Source organism: Pseudomonas syringae pv. tagetis, from assembly GCF_022557255.1.
Classification (GTDB): domain Bacteria; phylum Pseudomonadota; class Gammaproteobacteria; order Pseudomonadales; family Pseudomonadaceae; genus Aquipseudomonas; species Aquipseudomonas caricapapayae.
Map to the genome: position 1 here is coordinate 3,799,145 of NZ_CP092923.1, position 17,832 is coordinate 3,816,976.

At 58.1% G+C, this 17,832-nt stretch carries 18 protein-coding genes; 5 read left to right on the forward strand and 13 right to left on the reverse strand.

The window, feature by feature from the left end; all coding sequences use genetic code 11:
• The first annotated feature begins 62 nt into the window (after window positions 1-62).
• Window positions 63-971 carry a MurR/RpiR family transcriptional regulator gene (locus tag MME58_RS16790; RefSeq protein WP_054985249.1) on the forward strand — a complete coding sequence of 303 codons (909 nt, stop codon included), beginning with the start codon at window positions 63-65 and terminating at the stop codon, window positions 969-971.
• Window positions 972-1,033: 62 nt separating this feature from the next.
• Here MME58_RS16790 and MME58_RS16795 read toward each other — a convergent pair whose 3' ends face one another.
• The 3 genes from MME58_RS16795 to MME58_RS16805 are packed head-to-tail and all read right to left on the reverse strand — an operon-like array spanning window position 1,034 to window position 4,061.
• Window positions 1,034-2,032: a lysylphosphatidylglycerol synthase domain-containing protein gene (locus MME58_RS16795; RefSeq protein ID WP_055005372.1), complete on the reverse strand. Its 999-nt coding sequence runs from the start codon at window positions 2,030-2,032 to the stop codon at window positions 1,034-1,036.
• Window positions 2,029-3,279 (reverse strand): cardiolipin synthase ClsB, encoded by a 1,251-nt coding sequence (clsB, locus tag MME58_RS16800; RefSeq protein ID WP_055005373.1) that lies wholly within the window; start codon window positions 3,277-3,279, stop codon window positions 2,029-2,031. The genes MME58_RS16795 and clsB overlap by 4 nt, the downstream gene beginning before the upstream one ends.
• Window positions 3,276-4,061 (reverse strand): endonuclease/exonuclease/phosphatase family protein, encoded by a 786-nt coding sequence (locus MME58_RS16805; protein ID WP_055005374.1) that lies wholly within the window; start codon window positions 4,059-4,061, stop codon window positions 3,276-3,278. The genes clsB and MME58_RS16805 overlap by 4 nt, the downstream gene beginning before the upstream one ends.
• 218 nt (window positions 4,062-4,279) lie before the next feature.
• Here MME58_RS16805 and MME58_RS16810 point away from each other — a divergent pair, with 218 nt between their 5' ends.
• Window positions 4,280-4,819, forward strand: a complete 540-nt coding sequence (locus tag MME58_RS16810; RefSeq protein WP_055005375.1) for a cytochrome b — start codon at window positions 4,280-4,282, stop codon at window positions 4,817-4,819.
• 1 nt (window position 4,820) lies between these two features.
• Here the strand turns inward: MME58_RS16810 and MME58_RS16815 are convergent, their stop codons facing one another.
• From MME58_RS16815 to psrA, 3 genes are all read right to left on the reverse strand, one after another.
• Window positions 4,821-5,561: an S-methyl-5'-thioinosine phosphorylase gene (locus MME58_RS16815; RefSeq protein WP_054985254.1), complete on the reverse strand. Its 741-nt coding sequence runs from the start codon at window positions 5,559-5,561 to the stop codon at window positions 4,821-4,823.
• Window positions 5,562-5,570: 9 nt separating this feature from the next.
• Window positions 5,571-6,569, reverse strand: coding sequence for a beta-N-acetylhexosaminidase (nagZ, locus tag MME58_RS16820; protein WP_174518977.1), 999 nt, complete (start codon window positions 6,567-6,569; stop codon window positions 5,571-5,573).
• A 137-nt stretch (window positions 6,570-6,706) separates the two neighbouring features.
• Complete coding sequence (psrA, locus tag MME58_RS16825; protein WP_054985256.1) at window positions 6,707-7,423, reverse strand: transcriptional regulator PsrA; 717 nt, start codon at window positions 7,421-7,423, stop codon at window positions 6,707-6,709.
• 258 nt (window positions 7,424-7,681) lie between these two features.
• On the opposite strand from psrA, the gene lexA reads away from it, so the two are divergent.
• Window positions 7,682-8,290: a transcriptional repressor LexA gene (gene lexA, locus MME58_RS16830; protein ID WP_055005376.1), complete on the forward strand. Its 609-nt coding sequence runs from the start codon at window positions 7,682-7,684 to the stop codon at window positions 8,288-8,290.
• Between the two features lie 9 nt (window positions 8,291-8,299).
• Entirely contained in the window at window positions 8,300-8,770 is a 471-nt protein-coding gene (sulA, locus tag MME58_RS16835; protein ID WP_055005377.1) for an SOS-induced cell division inhibitor SulA, read from the forward strand.
• An 18-nt stretch (window positions 8,771-8,788) separates the two neighbouring features.
• Here sulA and MME58_RS16840 read toward each other — a convergent pair whose 3' ends face one another.
• The 7 genes from MME58_RS16840 to MME58_RS16870 all read right to left on the reverse strand — a co-directional run bounded on the left by MME58_RS16840 (window position 8,789) and on the right by MME58_RS16870 (window position 17,229).
• On the reverse strand, window positions 8,789-9,022 hold the full coding sequence (locus MME58_RS16840; RefSeq protein WP_003315798.1) for a hypothetical protein: 234 nt from the start codon (window positions 9,020-9,022) through the stop codon (window positions 8,789-8,791).
• A gap of 61 nt (window positions 9,023-9,083) precedes the next feature.
• Window positions 9,084-9,605, reverse strand: coding sequence for a DUF6586 family protein (locus MME58_RS16845; RefSeq protein ID WP_055005378.1), 522 nt, complete (start codon window positions 9,603-9,605; stop codon window positions 9,084-9,086).
• 123 nt (window positions 9,606-9,728) lie between these two features.
• Window positions 9,729-12,341 carry a type I DNA topoisomerase gene (gene topA / locus MME58_RS16850; RefSeq protein WP_054985259.1) on the reverse strand — a complete coding sequence of 871 codons (2,613 nt, stop codon included), beginning with the start codon at window positions 12,339-12,341 and terminating at the stop codon, window positions 9,729-9,731.
• A 114-nt stretch (window positions 12,342-12,455) separates the two neighbouring features.
• A complete protein-coding gene (locus MME58_RS16855) occupies window positions 12,456-12,692 on the reverse strand; it encodes a DUF1653 domain-containing protein (protein WP_054985260.1) in 237 nt (78 codons plus the stop codon).
• A gap of 104 nt (window positions 12,693-12,796) precedes the next feature.
• Window positions 12,797-13,972: an acetyl-CoA C-acyltransferase FadA gene (gene fadA / locus MME58_RS16860; protein WP_054985261.1), complete on the reverse strand. Its 1,176-nt coding sequence runs from the start codon at window positions 13,970-13,972 to the stop codon at window positions 12,797-12,799.
• Window positions 13,973-13,976: 4 nt separating this feature from the next.
• Window positions 13,977-16,142, reverse strand: a complete 2,166-nt coding sequence (fadB, locus tag MME58_RS16865) for a fatty acid oxidation complex subunit alpha FadB (protein WP_055005379.1) — start codon at window positions 16,140-16,142, stop codon at window positions 13,977-13,979.
• Between the two features lie 649 nt (window positions 16,143-16,791).
• Window positions 16,792-17,229 (reverse strand): hypothetical protein, encoded by a 438-nt coding sequence (locus MME58_RS16870; RefSeq protein ID WP_055005380.1) that lies wholly within the window; start codon window positions 17,227-17,229, stop codon window positions 16,792-16,794.
• Window positions 17,230-17,358: 129 nt separating this feature from the next.
• Between MME58_RS16870 and MME58_RS16875 the strand changes: the two genes are divergently transcribed.
• Window positions 17,359-17,799 (forward strand): universal stress protein, encoded by a 441-nt coding sequence (locus tag MME58_RS16875; RefSeq protein WP_055005381.1) that lies wholly within the window; start codon window positions 17,359-17,361, stop codon window positions 17,797-17,799.
• Window positions 17,800-17,832 lie beyond the last annotated feature (33 nt).

Genomic DNA, 17,832 nt, shown 5'->3' on the forward strand with positions numbered 1-17,832 from the left:
ACCGTCAGGCTCATAAAGGCGTCACCCGAAAAATCGCCCTGACAAGCAGAAAGGATTTGAATATGACCAGCGCCGATCAGCCCACACTGCCCGAGACGAGCCTCGACATGCCGCCGAACAGTGCCGAAGGCTTGCTGCGGCTGATCACTGACGAGTACGACGGGTTGCCGCGTCAGCTCAAGCGGATCGCCAGTTATATGAGCCAGCAGAGCGACCGGATCATGGTTGACCGGATCAGTGATATCGCCCGCGAGTGCGAAGTCCACCCCTCGGCGATTGTGCGGTTCTCCCAGCGCTTCGGGTTCAGCGGCTTCAGCGAAATGCAGGCGCTGTTTCGCGAGGCGTACACGCACAAGACCACGCCGGTACAGAATTACCAGCAGCGTATCCGCAGCATGATCGCCAACAAATCGCAGAAGGCCAACGCCGGCGATCTGGCACGCGAATGCGTGAGCGCTACGCTCTCCGGGCTGGAACGTCTGAGTGCAGAACTGGACGATGATGAATTCGAAAAAGCCGTGGACCTGGTGGTCAACGCCGACAACATCTATGTCGTGGGCGTGCGCCGCTCATTCGCGGTGGCGGATTATCTGGTTTACAACCTGCAACACACCAACAAGCGTATTCATTTGATTTCCGGCCTGGGGGGCAGCTATCGCGAGCAGATGCGCAGCGTGCGCGCCAATGATCTGGTGATTGCGATCAGCTTCACGCCTTACGGCAAGGAAACCCAGCACTGCCTGCGCATCGCCCAGCATCATCAGGCCAAGACGCTGATCATCACCGACAGCAACCTGTCGCCCCTGGCCAAGCGCGCCAATTCGGTATTGCTGGTCAATGAAGGCAGTTCATTCGCCTTCCGCTCGCTGAGCGCCACCCTGTGCCTGTGCCAGGCACTGTTTATCGCAGTGGCGTACCGACTGGAGCTGAAAGTCGACGAGATACATGAACAGGTCGGGTTCGATGATTGAGAGCGGGTGCCAGACTCGATACACCGCTCTGCACGAGCAGACAAAGCGTTGATTCACGTCGCTCAGGATTTCGCCTGCTCACCCATTCGCTGCTGGTTCTTCTCGCCCATTTTCTTCGCGCGCTTCTCCAGCACCAGGTACACCACCAATGCAATGAGCAGCGGCAGCAGAAAATAGATAGCGCGGTAACCGATCAGAGCGGCCAGCAGGCTGCCCTTGGAGAACTGGTGCGCCAACAAGGTAATGAAGACTGTTTCAAGCACGCCGAGCCCCGCCGGAATGTGGGTGATGACACCCGCAATACTGCTGATCAGCAGCACCCCGAGAATCGCCGGATAAAAGGCCTTGTCGGGCAGCAGCGTGTAAATCACGGCGGCCATCAACGACCAGTTCAGGGCACCCAGACTGGCCTGCATCAAGGCCTGCTTCATCGACGGCAGATTGAATTCCTGATCACGGACGGTCCAGGAGCGTTTTTTGGAAAACCGGCAGGCCAACAAGTAGGCAAAACACACGGCCAACAGTCCGAAACCGATCAGTTGCAGGGTCGTGGTGCCGATCGACCATTCTTCAGGCAATTCCAGAAAACGCATTGAAAACACAAAACCGGCCAGCAACATATAGCCCAGCCAGTTGGTAATAAGGCTAAGGCTGAGAATCCGGGTGATGGTCGAAACATCCAGTCCGAGCCGGGAATACAGCCGATAACGCAAGGCGATGCCGCCCACCCATGAACTGAGGTTGAGGTTGAACGCATAGCAGACAAACGTCACGGGCACGATCTGTTTGATCGACAATCTGTGACGGGTGTAATAGCGCGCCAGCACATCGAAGCCGCAATAAGTAGCATAACTGGCAAACGCCACAACGGCTGCGATGGCCAGCGTGCTGGCCTTGTAAGACGCCAGCGCCTGCTTCACCTCCTGCCAGTCAAGGTTCTTGACCAGCAGAAACAACAGAACCGGGACGGCAATGAAGAAAAACAGATTGAACACCCGCTTTGCCCATTTCCATTTGGCTCCCTGCGCACTTTGCGGCGCTGCACTTGCGGCCTGGGTCATGAGGTTTTCTCCTGGTCCATCTCGTGGTTATTCTGCTGCTGCTCGATCACTTTCGCTTCTGGCACCACGTCACCGGCGCGTATGGGCTTGAGGCGTACGCCGTGAACCGGGAACAAACCGGCAATCGCCGGAAAACGCCGCAGGAAAAAGAAGCTCAACACGATCATCGGCGCACGCCACCACTGGCCGCGCGCCGCGCCTTTAAGGCTCATCTGAGTGCTGTGCGCAGCAGCAAGCTCCATCAGGTGGCTCTGCAAATGATCGTTGAGTGCCCGGTCGCGAATGAACAGGTTGGCTTCCAGATTCAGCGCCAGGCTCAGCGGGTCAAGGTTACTGGAGCCCACCGTGGACCATTCCTGATCGATTAGTGCAACCTTGCCGTGCAACGCGCGTTGTTTGTACTCGTGAATGACGACGCCGTCGCGCAGCAGGTAGGTATAGGTCAACCGTGAGCAGACCCGTACAAACGGCATGTCTGGCTGGCCTTGCAGAATCAGCGTGACCTTGACGCCCCGTCGTGATGCATTGCGCAGCTCACGCAGAAAGCGATAGCTGGGGAAGAAATACGCATTGGCCAGCGTGATGCGTTGAGTCGCAGCGCGAATGGCCTTGAGATACTGCTCTTCGATATCGGTGCTGTGTTCGCCGTTGTCGCGCTCGGCAAGCAACATGCGAGCGTCGCCGGCACGGTCCAGCTTGAGCGGTATCGGTGGCAACTTCGCCCGAACTGCCGTGCTGAGCATATTCAGCGCGCTCTGATGGATATCGCCCACAATCGGGCCGCGTACCAGAACGGCGTAGTCCTGTTTGGCAGTAAGACCGGTGTCGGTCATATGATCGACGCTGTAGTTGATGCCGCCGATAAAGCCCAGCTCGCCGTCGATCACCACCACCTTGCGATGCAGACGACGGAACAGGTTGGTGCGCATGCCCATGAACCGCGGGCGTGGATCGAACAATTGAATCTGGATACCGGCATCGATCATGGTTTTGACGAATGTCGAACTCAGGTCCGAAGTCCCGTAGTCATCCACCGTGACCACGACGTTTGCACCATTGGCTGCCGCTTCGAGCAATGCCTGCTGCAAACCCTCGCCGATGCGGTCTTCAAAGATGATGAAGGTCTCGATCAGCACCTCTTTACGCGCAGCACGTATGCACTCGAATACCCGTGCATAGAAGTCTTCGCCATTGATCAGCAACTCCACCGAGTTGCCATCACACCACTGCCCTGCCGTATCGCTCATAAGGTCAACTCCACCGCAAGCGGTGCATGATCGGAAAGGTGAGACCACGGTCGGCTGGACAACACCTTCGGCCGATGGGAAGCCGCATCGCGAACATAGATCCGGTCCAGCCTGAGCAAAGGCCAACGGGCCGGAAAGCTCTTGGCGGGTGCGCCGAATCGCTCGACAAACACCTCGTGCAACCCGGTGTCCTTTAACAACGCATCGGCGCGCTGGCGCCAATCGTTGAAATCCCCGGCCACGATCACCGGTTCGCCTTCGGGAAGACGCGCCATCAGTTCAGTAAGCAATTTGAGCTGCTGACGCCGGTGGCTTTCACGTAGTCCCAGGTGCACACACACGGCATGCACCGGGCCAGCGTGCGGCACCTCCAGAATGCAGTGCAACAAACCTCGCTGCTCGGTGCCATGAATGGAAATGTCGAGATTTTCGTGCCGGGTGATGGGGTATTTGGACAGCAGCGCGTTACCGTGATCGCCATCCGGATACACCGCGTTGCGACCATAGGCAAAGTCGCTCCACATGCTGTCGGCAAGAAATTCGTACTGGGAAATCGTTGGCCAGTCCTTGACGCTGCGCGCATGACTCTGGTGTTCGCCATGCACTTCCTGAAGAAACACGATATCGGCCGATACAGTACGCACGGCCTCACGCAACTCCGGCAGAATGAAGCGGCGATTGAAAATGCCAAAGCCCATGTGCATGTTCATGGTCAGTACATTCAATGAAACACTGGCGGACACTGGCGTTGTCGGGCCGACAGGCGGATTGGCACTGGTCAAGACTTGCTCCCGGGTGAATATTCACGTCATATGAAGCCACCCATGCGCACAGGTTCCGTCGCGTGTCGCCCTTGCTGCGTATTTGCCATACTCAATGGCACGCCTCTACTGGCACCGCCCTACCGTTAAAAAAAATCAGGGGCGAATGAAACGCAGGGCTCCGGTCAACGGCCTAAACTGCTTACCAGGCCTGAAAAAAAGCGACAAGGAATCCAAACGTGGATGCACTGACTTCTCAACGCTACACCGCAAGAGCCAGATGGCTGCACTGGATCATGGCCATCATGATTGTGCTGGCCTATGCCCTGATTCTGAGCCGTACCCAGTTTGGCAAGGGTTCGGAATACCGCACGCTGGTAGTGCAGAGCCATTTCTGGGTCGGGATCGTGATTCTGGTAATGGCGTTTTTTCGCGTCGCCGAGCGTAGAAGACATCATCCGCCCGGCATCACGCCGCCGCTTGAAGGCGCGTTGCGGCTGGCTGCAACGCTGACCCATTACGCGCTGTATGCGTTTCTGTTTGCCCAGCCTTTACTGGGCCTGCTGACGGTAATGATTGAAAAAGGCGCGTTACCTGTTCCCCTCACCGACCTGCAGATACCCTGGCCACTGCCTACCTCCGACCGCACGGCCGAGACGTTCGAGGATGTGCACAAGCTACTGGGCTCCATCTTTTACTACGTCATCGGCCTGCATATAGTCGCAGCGCTCTGGCATCACCTTGTGCGCAAGGACAATACCCTGAAGCGCATGCTGTAAGTCAGGAGGCTGACAGAACCCGGGCAAGGGTGGCCTTGACCTTGCCCATTCCGTCGCGCAGGGCCTGTTCGATTTCCGCCATGGTAATGACGGTGGTCGATTTGCCGGCCGCCGGGTTCACGACCAGCGCCAGACAGGCATATTCAAGCTCCAGCTCACGAGCCAGAGCGGCTTCGGGCATACCGGTCATGCCGACAATGTCGCAACCGTCGCGCTCAAGGCGGACGATTTCGGCGACCGTCTCCAGGCGCGGCCCCTGAGTACAGGCATAGACGCCACGATCGGAAAACGCGCACCCTTCAGCGGCCAGCGCCGCAATCAGCCGCGCCCGCAGCGCTTCGCTGTAGGGGTAGCTGAAGTCGATATGCGTGACTTCCTCCAGGTCATCGGCGAAGAAGGTGTGCTGGCGACCGCTGGTGTAGTCGACCAGATCATGCGGCACGCAAAAATGTCCGGTACCCATTGCCGGGTGGATACCACCCACTGCATTGACCGCCAGAATCGCTTGCGCACCAGCCTGTTTCAAGGCCCAGATGTTGGCCCGGTAGTTGACCTGGTGTGGCGGCAATCGGTGCGGGTGACCGTGGCGCGCCAGAAACATCACTTCGCGACCGGCATAATCGCCGATCTGTATTTCGCCGGAAGGTACGCCGTAAGGCGTGTTCATCGGCAAGGATTGCCGAATGTTCAGGCCTTCGAGTTGAGTCAGGCCGGTACCGCCAATAATCGCGTATACAGTCATCGCAAATCCTTAATCGATCAGTTGGGCAGCGCGCAGCGCCTGAAGCGCGGCCTGCCAGCGCGGGTGTTGCCGATAGTCGGTGCTGGCCGATGCCTGACCACGCATGCGGGCGATGCGCGACGAAGGCTTGACCTTCAGACGCTGTGCCGCACTGAGTGCCAGTTCTGCCGCAGCACGGTCGTTGCACACCAGTCCCATGTCGCAACCCGCCGTCAGCGCCGCCTCGATACGACTGGCGGCATCACCGACCACATGGGCTCCGGCCATCGACAGATCGTCACTGAAAATAACACCGTCGAATTTCAGTTCGTCACGCAGGATGCCCTGCAACCAGCGCTTTGAAAAACCGGCTGGCTGTGAATCGACCTTCGGGTAGATCACATGGGCGGGCATGACTGCAGCGAGTTGTTGACTCAGGCGTGCAAACGGCACCAGATCGGCAGCACGAATCTGTTCAAGGCTGCGCTCGTCATTCGGGATAGCCACGTGAGAGTCGGCTTCAGCCCAGCCGTGACCGGGGAAATGCTTGCCGGTAGCCGCCATGCCAGCCGCGTTCATGCCACGAATGAACGCCCCTGCCAGCAACGCCGCACGCTCTGGGTCGCCTTCGAAAGAACGCGACCCGACGACAGCGCTGCGCTCATGATCCAGGTCCAGCACGGGGGCAAAGCTCAGGTCCAGCCCGACAGCCAGCACTTCGGTCGCCATCAGCCAGCCACATTGCTCGGCCAGCAGCACAGCATCGGGTTTGTCGGCAATGGCACGCATTGGCGGCAGACGCACAAAACCCTGACGCAGACGCTGGACCCTGCCACCCTCCTGATCCACAGCCAGCAGCAGGTCGGGGCGAATGGCGCGAATAGCCGCACTCAGCTCACGAACCTGACGTGGATGCTCGATGTTTCGGGCGAAGATGATCAAACCGCCCACTTCGGGCTGACGCAGAAACTGACGGTCTTCGCTGGTCAGCCAGGTGCCGGCGACATCGACCATCAGGGAGCCTTGCAGGCCAGAACTCATAGAAAAACCCTTACATACCAGTGCCTGTTTCCAATCCGGCATGGTGCTTGATCCTGAAGCCCGACGCAATGCGATGCGCCGCTGCATTACTCAGGTTTAAAGCGTCAGGATTAAGGCCTGAAGCGTCAGGCCTTTGCGGTCGCAGGCGCACCGCTGCTGCTTTTGCTGCGCGGCCTGAGCTGGGCGGCAATCATTGTCGGGTCACTGACGCCGGTGTCGGCACGCATGCCTGCGGCCAGAAACGGCACCATCAGGCGCATGACCTGCTCGATGGAGGTATTGACGCCGAAATCGGTCTCGGCAATCGCGCGCAAGGCCTTGATACCGGACATGCTGAACGCGGCAGCACCAAGCATGAAATGCACGCGCCAGAACAGTTCGATAGGCGGAATACGCGGGGCGGCTTCGTTGACCAGCGTCATGTAGCGACGGAACACCTTGCCGTACATGTCTTCGAGGTAGCGGCGCAGGTGGCCCTGGCTCTGACTGAAAGCAAGTCCCAGCAAGCGCATGAAGATCGACAGGTCATTACCGCTTCGCGGCTGAACGACAAGTGCCTGCTCGACGAGTATCTCCAGCAGCTCTTCCAGGCTTGGTTTGTGTTCGGGTTTTGCCTGACGCCGCTCCAGCTCGCGGTCGAGGCTTATGCAGAACGGCCCGAGAAAGCGCGAGAACACCGCCTGGATCAGCGCCTTCTTCGAACCGAAGTGATAGTTCACCGCAGCCAGATTGACCGACGCCTTGCTGGTGATAAGACGCAAGGAGGTTTCAGCGAATCCCTTTTCTGCGAACAACTGCTCGGCAGCATCAAGAATGCGTTCAACGGTTTCCGACTGTGCCATGGCTCTCTGCCTAACAAACGAACGTTTGAAACATACGTATCAGGCGTCCCGCTTGTCAAGCAGACCCGTTCATTTTGTGGCCGAACAGTCACGAAAATGGATGTTAAATGACAGAAAGCAGCCCATGCAGCGCTTTTGGACAAAAGGCGTGTCATTTACCCCGAGCACCGTCTGGCAGCGAAAGTGAAAAGGATGATTGCCAACGCGCCTTCACTGTATATAATCCCAGTCACTGTATAAAAAGCCAGAGCGCCTCTCATGATCAAACTGACGCCACGCCAGGCTGAAATCCTGGGCTTCATCAAACGCTGCCTGGAAGACAACGGCTTTCCGCCGACACGTGCGGAAATCGCTCAGGAGCTGGGTTTCAAATCGCCCAACGCAGCGGAAGAACACCTGAAGGCATTGGCTCGCAAAGGCGCCATCGAAATGACCCCGGGAGCCTCACGCGGCATCCGCATACCCGGCTTCGAAGCGCGGCCGGACGACAGCAGCCTGCCGGTCATTGGCCGTGTTGCCGCTGGCGCACCGATTCTGGCCCAGCAACATATCGAAGAGTCCTGCAACATCAATCCTTCCTTCTTCCACCCCAGCGCCAATTACCTGTTGCGCGTTCACGGCATGAGCATGAAGGACGTCGGCATTCTGGACGGCGACCTGCTGGCGGTGCATACCACACGCGAAGCCCGCAACGGCCAGATTATAGTGGCCCGGATTGGCGATGAAGTCACCGTCAAACGTTTCAAGCGTGAAGGCAGCAAGGTCTGGCTGTTAGCCGAGAACCCTGATTTCGCCCCCATCGAGGTCGATCTCAAGGATCAGGAACTGGTGATCGAAGGTTTGAGCGTCGGCGTCATTCGCCGCTAAGGAGACGTTATGCAGTTCCATCAAGCACCGCATTCACAATTGCCACTGTTCGAGGCGTTTCTGGCGCAGCCCATTGCTCCGCTGCTTGCAGATGCAGTCGAAGCACCCTGGGGAGACGACCCGGAACCCTTCAGTGAACTGTCTCTGCGCGGCGCTGCCGGGAACTGCCTTAACCTTCTGGCTCCAATTCTTAGGGAACTGAGCGAGGAAATCGATGCACGCTGGCTAACGCTGATCGCCCCACCGTCAAGCCTGACTCAGACCTGGTTGCGCGATGCAGGGCTCAACAGGGAGCGGATTCTGCTGTTGCAGCCGCGTGGCACACAAAGCGTGCTGGAACTGACTCGTGAAGCACTTCGACTGGGCCGTAGCCATACGGTGGTGAGCTGGATCAGCCCGCTTGGCAGCGTGGCGCGCCAGCAATTGATCAGTGCTGCAAAAATCGGGGAAGCGCAGAGCCTGAACATCCGGCTGGGCTAACAAAGGCCCAAACGTCGATCAGTGCAGAACGTGGGGTACGTCATCCTTTTCGATCTCGCCTTCTGCCAGACGACCAGCCATCTGCACACCCACGCTCAACATGGCTTTGGCGACTTCAACATGCTGACCTTGCATGAACGCTTTGGCATCGGCAGAAAAATCAAGCGTTACCAGAGAGCCCTCGTCATCGGCACGACGCAGTTCGATGCGCCCGTCAGGTAGTTCGACAATTTCCAGGAAAGAGGTAGGCATTACAGTTACTCCGCAAGAGGCGGGCATTGTAACAGCCTGCCAGCCTGCACTTCATTGGTTTTCAGCACTCGCTCAGGCCTTCACGAAAACGGATGGCCAACCCTTTGAGTTGCTGACGCCAGTTTTCAAGCTCTTCACGTGTCAGTTCAGACTCCGGCTCAGCGTCCAGGTTCACAGCCTGTATCATCGGCTGCGTGACATCACCCTTGAGCTTTTTCGGCGCACGAGGCGGCTCGTACAATGCGTTATAGGTCGCGAGCAACTGCGCTAGCCATGTCTGGCGATTCTGCGCCAGTTCCACCAGCTCGGCCATCTCGGGAATGGCAATGGCGTCAAGCACTTCCTGAGTCAGTAATTCTTCCGCACGACGCGTGCCGGCTTGCGGCAAGCGGTAGAACCCCGCTATCTCGTGACACAAGCCCAGCAGCGCGCCATACAGGTGAAACAGCGCTGACTCACGCTCGGCCTGCAGCAACGCAGGAGCGTTGACCGCCTGCCCCTTCTCCGCCTTTCCCAGCGCTTCGAGCGCGAGCCCTGCGAAATAGATCTTCTGGTTGGTACGGGTATAGAGTTCATGAGCCATGGCGAGTCGCTCCACAACGATGGGATAGTGAACAGCATAGCCTGTAGCGTCACGACAGTCTGGCGACACAGGCTCGCGCCTGTCGAAAACAGCGCCCGGGCTGTTCGGCTCGGGCGCTTGCGATCAGCGCTTGTCTTCGACCTTCCAGGCGCTGCCGTCGTAGAACGCGCGCCAGCCTGTAGGTTTGCCCTCTACTTCGGTCTGGACATACTGCTCTTTGGTCTTGCGACTGTAGCGGATCACTGCCGGACGACCATCCGGGTCCTTCTTAGGCGCTTCACAAAGAAAATGATACTTGGGATCGATTTCGTCCTTGTGCGGCGCGATCTCGATGACCAGCGGTGCGCGGGTCTCACGGTTCTTCGGGAACTGGCTGGCAGCCAGGAACAGACCCGAAGCGCCGTCACGCAGTATGTAGGTATCGTCGACCTTGTCGCACTTGAGCTCCGGCATCTTCACCGGGTCCATTTTAGGCGGTGCCGCGTCGCCGCTTTTCAGCAACTTGCGGGTATTCTTGCACTCGGGATTGGTGCAGCCAAAGAACTTGCCGAAACGACCGGTCTTGAGCTGCATCTCGCTGCCGCACTTGTCACACTCCAGGCTCGGGCCTTCGTAGCCCTTGATCCGGTAAGTGCCTTCCTCGATCTCATACCCCGTGCAGTCCGGGTTGTTGCCGCAAATGTGCAGCTTGTGCTTTTCGTCGAGCAGATACGCGTCCATTGCCGTACTGCAGATCGGGCAGCGATGTTTGCCGCGCAGCACCCGCGACTCAGACTCGCCTTCATCGTCGTCGGCAATCTCATCGCCGGGAGTCAGATTGACAGTCGCCTTGCAACGCTCCTTGGGTGGCAGACTGTAGCCGGAACAACCCAGAAACACACCCGTAGAGGCAGTGCGGATCTGCATCGGCCGACCGCACACCTTGCAAGGGATATCGGTCATCACTGGCTGGTTGGCACGCATGCCGCCATCAGCGGCCTCGGCCACGTCGAGCTTTTTGCGGAAATCGCCGTAGAACTCGTCCAGGACGTTCTTCCAGTCGCGCTCACCCTGAGCAACGTCATCGAGGTTTTCTTCCATCCCGGCGGTGAAGCCGTAGTCCATCAGGTTGGAAAAGCTTTCGGACAGACGTCCGGTGACAATGTCGCCCATCTTTTCCGAGTAGAAGCGGCGGTTGTGCAACGCCACGTAGCCACGGTCCTGGATGGTCGAAATGATCGCCGCATAAGTCGACGGGCGGCCAATGCCACGTTTTTCCATCTCCTTGACCAGGCTCGCTTCCGAGTAACGCGCAGGCGGCTTGGTGAAGTGCTGGCTCGGGTCGAGCTTGTTCAGCTTCAAGGATTCGCCCTGCGCCATGTCCGGCAGAACGTCATCGTCGCCCGGCTTGGCCATCTGCGGCAAGGCACGGGTGTAACCATCGAACTTGAGAATACGGCCCTTGGCACGCAGTTCGAAATCGCTCGCGGCGACCGTAACGGTGGTCGACAGGTATTGGGCCGGCAGCATCTGGCAGGCGACAAACTGACGCCAGATCAACTCGTAAAGCCGCTCGGCGTCACGCTCCATCCCTGCCAGCTTGGTCGGGTGGGTGTTGACGTCGGAGGGTCGAATCGCTTCGTGAGCCTCTTGTGCGCCCTCCTTGCTGCTGTAGACGTTAGGTGCCTCTGGCAGGTACTTCTTGCCGAACTCGGTTTCGATATAGTCACGCGCCATGCTCACCGCGTCCGCCGACAGGTTGGTCGAGTCGGTACGCATATAGGTGATGTAGCCTGCCTCATACAAGCGCTGAGCCATCATCATGGTCTTCTTTACGCCGAAGCCCAGACGATTGCTCGCCGCCTGCTGCAGAGTCGAGGTAATGAACGGTGCCGAAGGCTTGCTGCTGGTCGGCTTGTCTTCACGCTTGACGATGCTGTAGCTGGACGCCTTGAGTTTTGCAAGGGCCGCCATAGCCTGGGTTTCGTTCAACGGCTTGAACGCTTCACCGCTTTCACGAGCCACTTCGAAACGCACGTTGGCACCCTTGGCAGTGCCCAGGTCGGCGTGGATTTCCCAGTACTCTTCAGGGTTGAACGCGCGTATTTCACGCTCGCGCTCCACCACCAGCTTTACCGCAACCGACTGCACCCGCCCGGCTGAAAGGCCACGGGCAACTTTCTGCCAGAGCAGCGGCGAGACCATGTAGCCCACAACGCGGTCAAGAAACCGACGCGCCTGCTGAGCGTTGACTCGTGCAATGTCCAGCTCGCCAGGCTTGGAAAACGCTTCCTGGATAGCTTTCTTGGTGATTTCGTTGAACACCACGCGCTTGTATCGACTGTCATCCCCACCGATGGCTTCGCGCAGGTGCCAGGCGATGGCCTCCCCTTCGCGGTCCAAGTCCGTCGCGAGATAGATGGTGTCGGCATCCTTGGCGAGCTTGCGCAGCTCTTCGATGACCTTTTCCTTGCCCGGAAGGATCTCGTACTTGGCTTTCCAGCCGTGTTCCGGGTCGACTCCCATGCGCGAGACCAGCTGGCGCTGCGCCTTTTCTTTCGGCGTCAGTACCGGGCCTTCGCCCGCAGCAGCCTTGCCCCGCTTGACGGCAGGATCTTTTGCGGCACTCGCCGAACCGCTGGTGGGCAGGTCTCGGATATGGCCGATACTCGACTTCACCACGTACTGGTTACCCAAATACTTGTTGATGGTCTTGGCCTTAGCCGGGGATTCCACGATGACCAGCGATTTGCCCATGGATCAGAAGATTCCTGAATAACTAGATGAAAGACAGTGAGGAGCTTGTAAAGGCCACGCTATATATAGTGGCTACAAGGTGAGGTCAAGCACAGCCTGTTGTGCAATTCCCCCTCACGTTCGTGAAAACAGGCTGGCTTCAGCCTCAACCAGAGCAAAGCGCGGGACGTGCTCGCCGTCAACCTCGACAGTCTCCAGAAACATGCTCAAGGGGCGCACCCACATCCCGAAATCGCCGTAGAGAGCCTGATAGAACACGACTTCCTCTTCGGTTTCGGAATGCCTGGCAACACTGAAAACCCGATACTGCGGGCCTTTGTAATGGCGATAGAGCCCTGGTTGCAGATGCATGCTGCGGTCCTCTTGTAACACGTTCAAAAAAATTCGCTGAAAAACCATTTTTTCAAAAAACAAAAGCCGGGGCACCAAGCCCCGGCTCGCATCACACACAGGAATCAGACGCGTTCGAAAACGGTCGCGATGCCCTGCCCCAGACCAATACACATGGTGGCCACGCCGAAGGTGCCGCCGTTTTGCTTCATGACATTGAGCAAAGTGCCGGAGATGCGCGCACCGGAACACCCGAACGGATGACCCAGAGCGATGGCGCCGCCGTGCAGGTTAACCTTCTCGTTCATCTTGTCGAGCACTTTCAAATCTTTCAGCACCGGCAAGGCCTGTGCAGCGAAGGCTTCGTTAAGCTCGAAGAAGTCGATATCGGCAATCGTCAGACCGGCGCGTTTAAGCGCCTTCTGGGTCGCCGGGACCGGGCCATAGCCCATGATCGCAGGGTCGACACCAGCCACCGCCATCGAGCGGATCACCGCCAGAGGCTGGATGCCAAGGTCTTGGGCACGCTGGGCCGACATGACGATCATGCACGACGCGCCATCGGTGATCTGCGAAGAAGTACCTGCAGTCACGGTGCCGCCCTTTGGATTGAACGCCGGCTTGAGAGCCGCAAGACTTTCCAGGGTGGTGTCCGGACGAATGGTCTCATCGTAGTCGAAGACCTTGAGGAAACCGTTTTCGTCATAGCCCTGCATCGGGATGATCTCGTCCTTGAACTTGCCTTCCAGCGTTGCCTTGTGGGCCAACTGGTGGGAGCGCAAGCCGAAGGCATCCTGCTGTTCGCGAGTGATGCCATGCATCTTGCCAAGCATTTCAGCGGTCAGGCCCATCATTCCGGACGCCTTGGCGGCATGCAGGGACATGTGCGGGTTCGGGTCCACGCCATGCATCATGCTCACATGGCCCATGTGTTCCACGCCACCGATGACGAATACATCACCGTTGTTGGTCATGATTGCCTGCGCAGCGGTGTGCAGCGCGCTCATGGACGAACCACAGAGACGGCTCACCGTCTGGGCGGCGGAGGTGTGCGGGATCTGGGTCAGCAACGACGCCATGCGCGCGATGTTCCAGCCCTGCTCCAGGGTCTGGTTGACACAGCCCCAGATCACATCCTCGACTTCGGCCGGGTCAATCTTGTTGTTGCGTTCGAGCAGCTTGCTGATCAAATGCGCGGACATGTCCTCGGCGCGGGTGTTGCGGTGCATGCCGCCCTTGGAGCGGCCCATCGGAGTACGACCGAAGTCGACAATCACGACGTCTCTTGGATTAAGGCTCATTCGTTCATTCCTCGGAAGACGCTTGACCGAAGAAGCTCTGGCCATTTGAGGCCATCTCACGCAGCTTCGCGGTCGGTTGATACAGGGCACCCAGCTCGGCGTAGCGGTCAGCCAGGGCAACGAATTCGGCAACACCGATGGAATCGATATAGCGCAGCGCACCGCCACGGAATGGAGGGAAACCAATACCGTAGATCAGGCCCATGTCGGCTTCGGCAGCGGTTTCGACAATGCCGTCTTCCAGGCAGCGAACCGTTTCAAGGCACAATGGAATCATCATCCAGTTGATGATGTCCTCATCGGTCACTTCACGCTGCTCGTAGACAATCGGCTTGAGCACATCCAGCACAGCCGGGTCATTGACCTTTTTGGGCTTGCCCTTCTTGTCTGTCTCGTAGGCATAGAAACCCTTGCCGTTCTTCTGCCCCAGGCGATTAGCCTCGTACAGCGCGTCGATCGCGGAGCGACGGTCGTCTTTCATGCGGTCAGGAAAACCTTCGGCCATGACATCACGGCCGTGGTGGCCTGTGTCGATACCGACAACGTCCATCAGGTAGGCAGGTCCCATCGGCCAGCCGAATTTCTCCATGACCTTGTCGATGCGCACGAAATCCACGCCGGCGCTGACCAGTCTGGCGAAACCACCGAAATATGGGAACAGCACGCGATTGACCAGGAAGCCTGGGCAGTCGTTGACTACAATCGGGTTCTTGCCCATCTTCTTGGCGTAGGCAACGGTCGTAGCGACCGCTTCTTCGCTGGACTTCTCGCCACGGATCACTTCCACCAGCGGCATCATGTGCACCGGGTTGAAGAAGTGCATGCCGACGAAGTTTTCAGGGCGCTTGAGGGCCTGAGCCAACAGACTGATCGAAATGGTCGACGTGTTGGAGGCCAGAATAGTGTTTTCACCTACGTTGGCTTCGACTTCGGCCAGTACCGCCTGCTTGACCTTCGGATTCTCGACAACCGCTTCGACCACCAGGTCGACATTGCCGAAATCGCCGTAGGACAGCGTAGGACGAATCGCGTTAAGCGCCTCGGCCATCTTCGCCGCAGTCAGGCGACCTTTTTCCAGACGGCCACCCAGCAGTTTGGAGGCCTCGTTCAGACCCAGTTGAATGGCTTCTTCGCGGATATCCTTCATCAGGATCGGCGTGCCCTTGACCGCCGACTGATAAGCTATACCGCCGCCCATGATACCGGCACCCAGCACAGCGGCCTGCTTCACGTCCCTGGCAACCTGATCGTAGCCCTTGGCTTTCTTTTTCAGTTCCTGATCGTTCAGGAAAAGGCCGATAAGGCTCTGCGCAGCAGAGGTCTTGGCCATCTTCACGAAACCGGCAGCTTCGATTTCCAGCGCCTTGTCGCGACCAAAGTTGGCCGCCTTCTGGATGGTCTTGATGGCTTCGACCGGTGCCGGATAGTTGGGGCCGGCCTGACCGGCGACGAACCCCTTGGCGGTTTCAAAAGCCATCATCTGCTCGATGGCATTGAGCTTGAGCTTGTCCAGCTTGGGCTGGCGCTTGGCCTTGTAGTCGAACTCGCCGGAAACTGCACGCTGGATCAGGTCAAGCGCGGCTGCCTGGAGCTTTTCGGGCGCAACTACCGCATCGACGACACCGACCTTCAGTGCGTCTTCTGCGGAGTTTTCCTTACCTGACGCGATCCACTCGATTGCGTTGTCGGCACCGATGATACGCGGCAGGCGTACAGTGCCGCCGAACCCCGGGTACAAGCCCAGTTTGACTTCGGGCAGACCGATACGAGCGCTGCTGGCGATGACCCGGTAGTCTGCGGCCAGACACATTTCCAGACCACCACCTAGCGCAATACCATTGATCGCCACGACAGTCGGCATGCCCAGGTCTTCAAAATCACTGAAAATCCTGTTGGCTTCGAGATTGCCCGCGACCAGCTCAGCTTCCGGCAACTTGAAGTTGTCGACGAACTCGGTGATGTCGGCTCCGACGATGAATCCGTCCTTGCCACTGGTGACAATAACGCCCTTGACTGAAGCGTCGGCCTTGAGTGCATCGACGGCCTGACGCAGTTCATTGAGGGTGAGACGGTTGAACTTGTTGACGGACTCACCCTTGAGGTCGAAATTCAATTCGACGATGCCACTTTCAAGAGCCTTAACCGTGATGGCTTTACCTTCGTAAATCATCAACTGATCTCCAAAATATGGAAGCTGAACAATACCCGCCGGACATTGATGTCAGACGGGGCTACGACGTCGCCGTCGATGAACACGCCAAATCACACGTTTACCCGCCGCGACGTGGTAGTCAGGATTCTGTCAGAGCTTTCTGACGACCAAACGATCATTTCATACGCCCGTTTGATTTGGGTACGCACACCTTCGGACATAACCGTGAGATTGTCAATTCGACAAAACACTCAGAAATCTTCGTTTTCGCACGAATATGCAGGCGCTTCATAATGCCCACGACTGACCGAGATCCGCCATCATTCGCAGGAATGATAATGACGTTACGCATGGCGGCAGCCCACTCCTGGAAAAATAAGGCACTGCGTCGTGCTCTGGAAAAATCAGGCTTGGACGCACCGCCTGAGGGCACGCGCAAAAAATATTTGCAGGAATCGCGACAAAAAGGAGCAAAAGGGCTAGAGTCGCAGCACTGCGCCACAAGAGGCTCGCAATGCAGCTGATTTGCGGGTGCGCAACAGCGAAAGCCGACATGGCGGCGAAAGCCTGTCGGCACGCGACGAATTATCGGCCTGCCTGGCCAACCCCAGCCCGATGTTGTTATCGGGCTTTTTAATGCCTGCGATTCAAGTTCTGCCGGTCAGTTTCAGGCCAGCGCCTTGAGCACCGTATCAATACGCTGCAACACTTCCGCCTTGCCCCGCTCCGCCCAGTACACGGCAATCATCTGTCCGTCAGCCTCGACCTTGTAGGCATCTGCGGGCAACATCCCCAGATATGGCAACAGTTTCGTATCTTCACAGACCTCGCGCCAGCGATTGCGCCAGACACCCGGCTCGCTTTGCCAGTACACCCAGGCATCCGCATGCGAACCCAGACGCGGCCGGTGGTACTGGGCACAAGGGCTGGGCGGCTCCTTCGTCAGCCAGTGCGGCCACTCCTGTGGGGCCAGCTGCATGCCCATGCCCAGACGTCGCGCCTCCATACGCAGCGCCATTCTGCCGCTCTGATGGCGCGACGGGCGCAACCACACCAACGGGCTCAGCATTACACCAATGATTGACAGGACTATCCAGACCGTCATATTTCTGCCCCCACCCTATCTCAGGCGTCTCACAACATTTTTGAAAACAATGGCTTGTACAAGGGTCTGCCCAGATGCAAACGAAAGAGCCATACTCCCACCATCGCAATTCTCCCGGAGGACACCCTCATGCCATACGAACACATTCTGGTTGCCGTTGACCTCACCGATGAGTGTGACCCGGTCATCCGTCGCGCCAGCTTGCTGGCAACGGCCAGCGAAGCAAAATTGTCGCTCGTGCACATCGTCGAACCGATCGCAATGGCGTTCGGTGGCGACGTCCCCATGGACCTTTCGCAGCTGCAGCAGCAACAGATCGATCAGGCCAGAGAAAAGCTCGGGAAGCTGAAGCTCAAGTATCCTCAGCTGGAAAACAGCGAAAACCACATGGTTTTCGGCCAGCCACGCCAAGAAATCCACAAGCTGGCGAAGAGCGAGGCTTGCGACCTGATCGTTGTCGGCAGTCACGGCCGTCACGGGCTAGCCCTGCTGCTCGGTTCGACCGCTAACGACGTTCTGCATGGTGCGCCGTGCGATGTGCTGGCGGTGAGCCTGAAAAAACCCGAGTAATCCGACCGGGTAAAACGAAAAGCCCGGTCACCC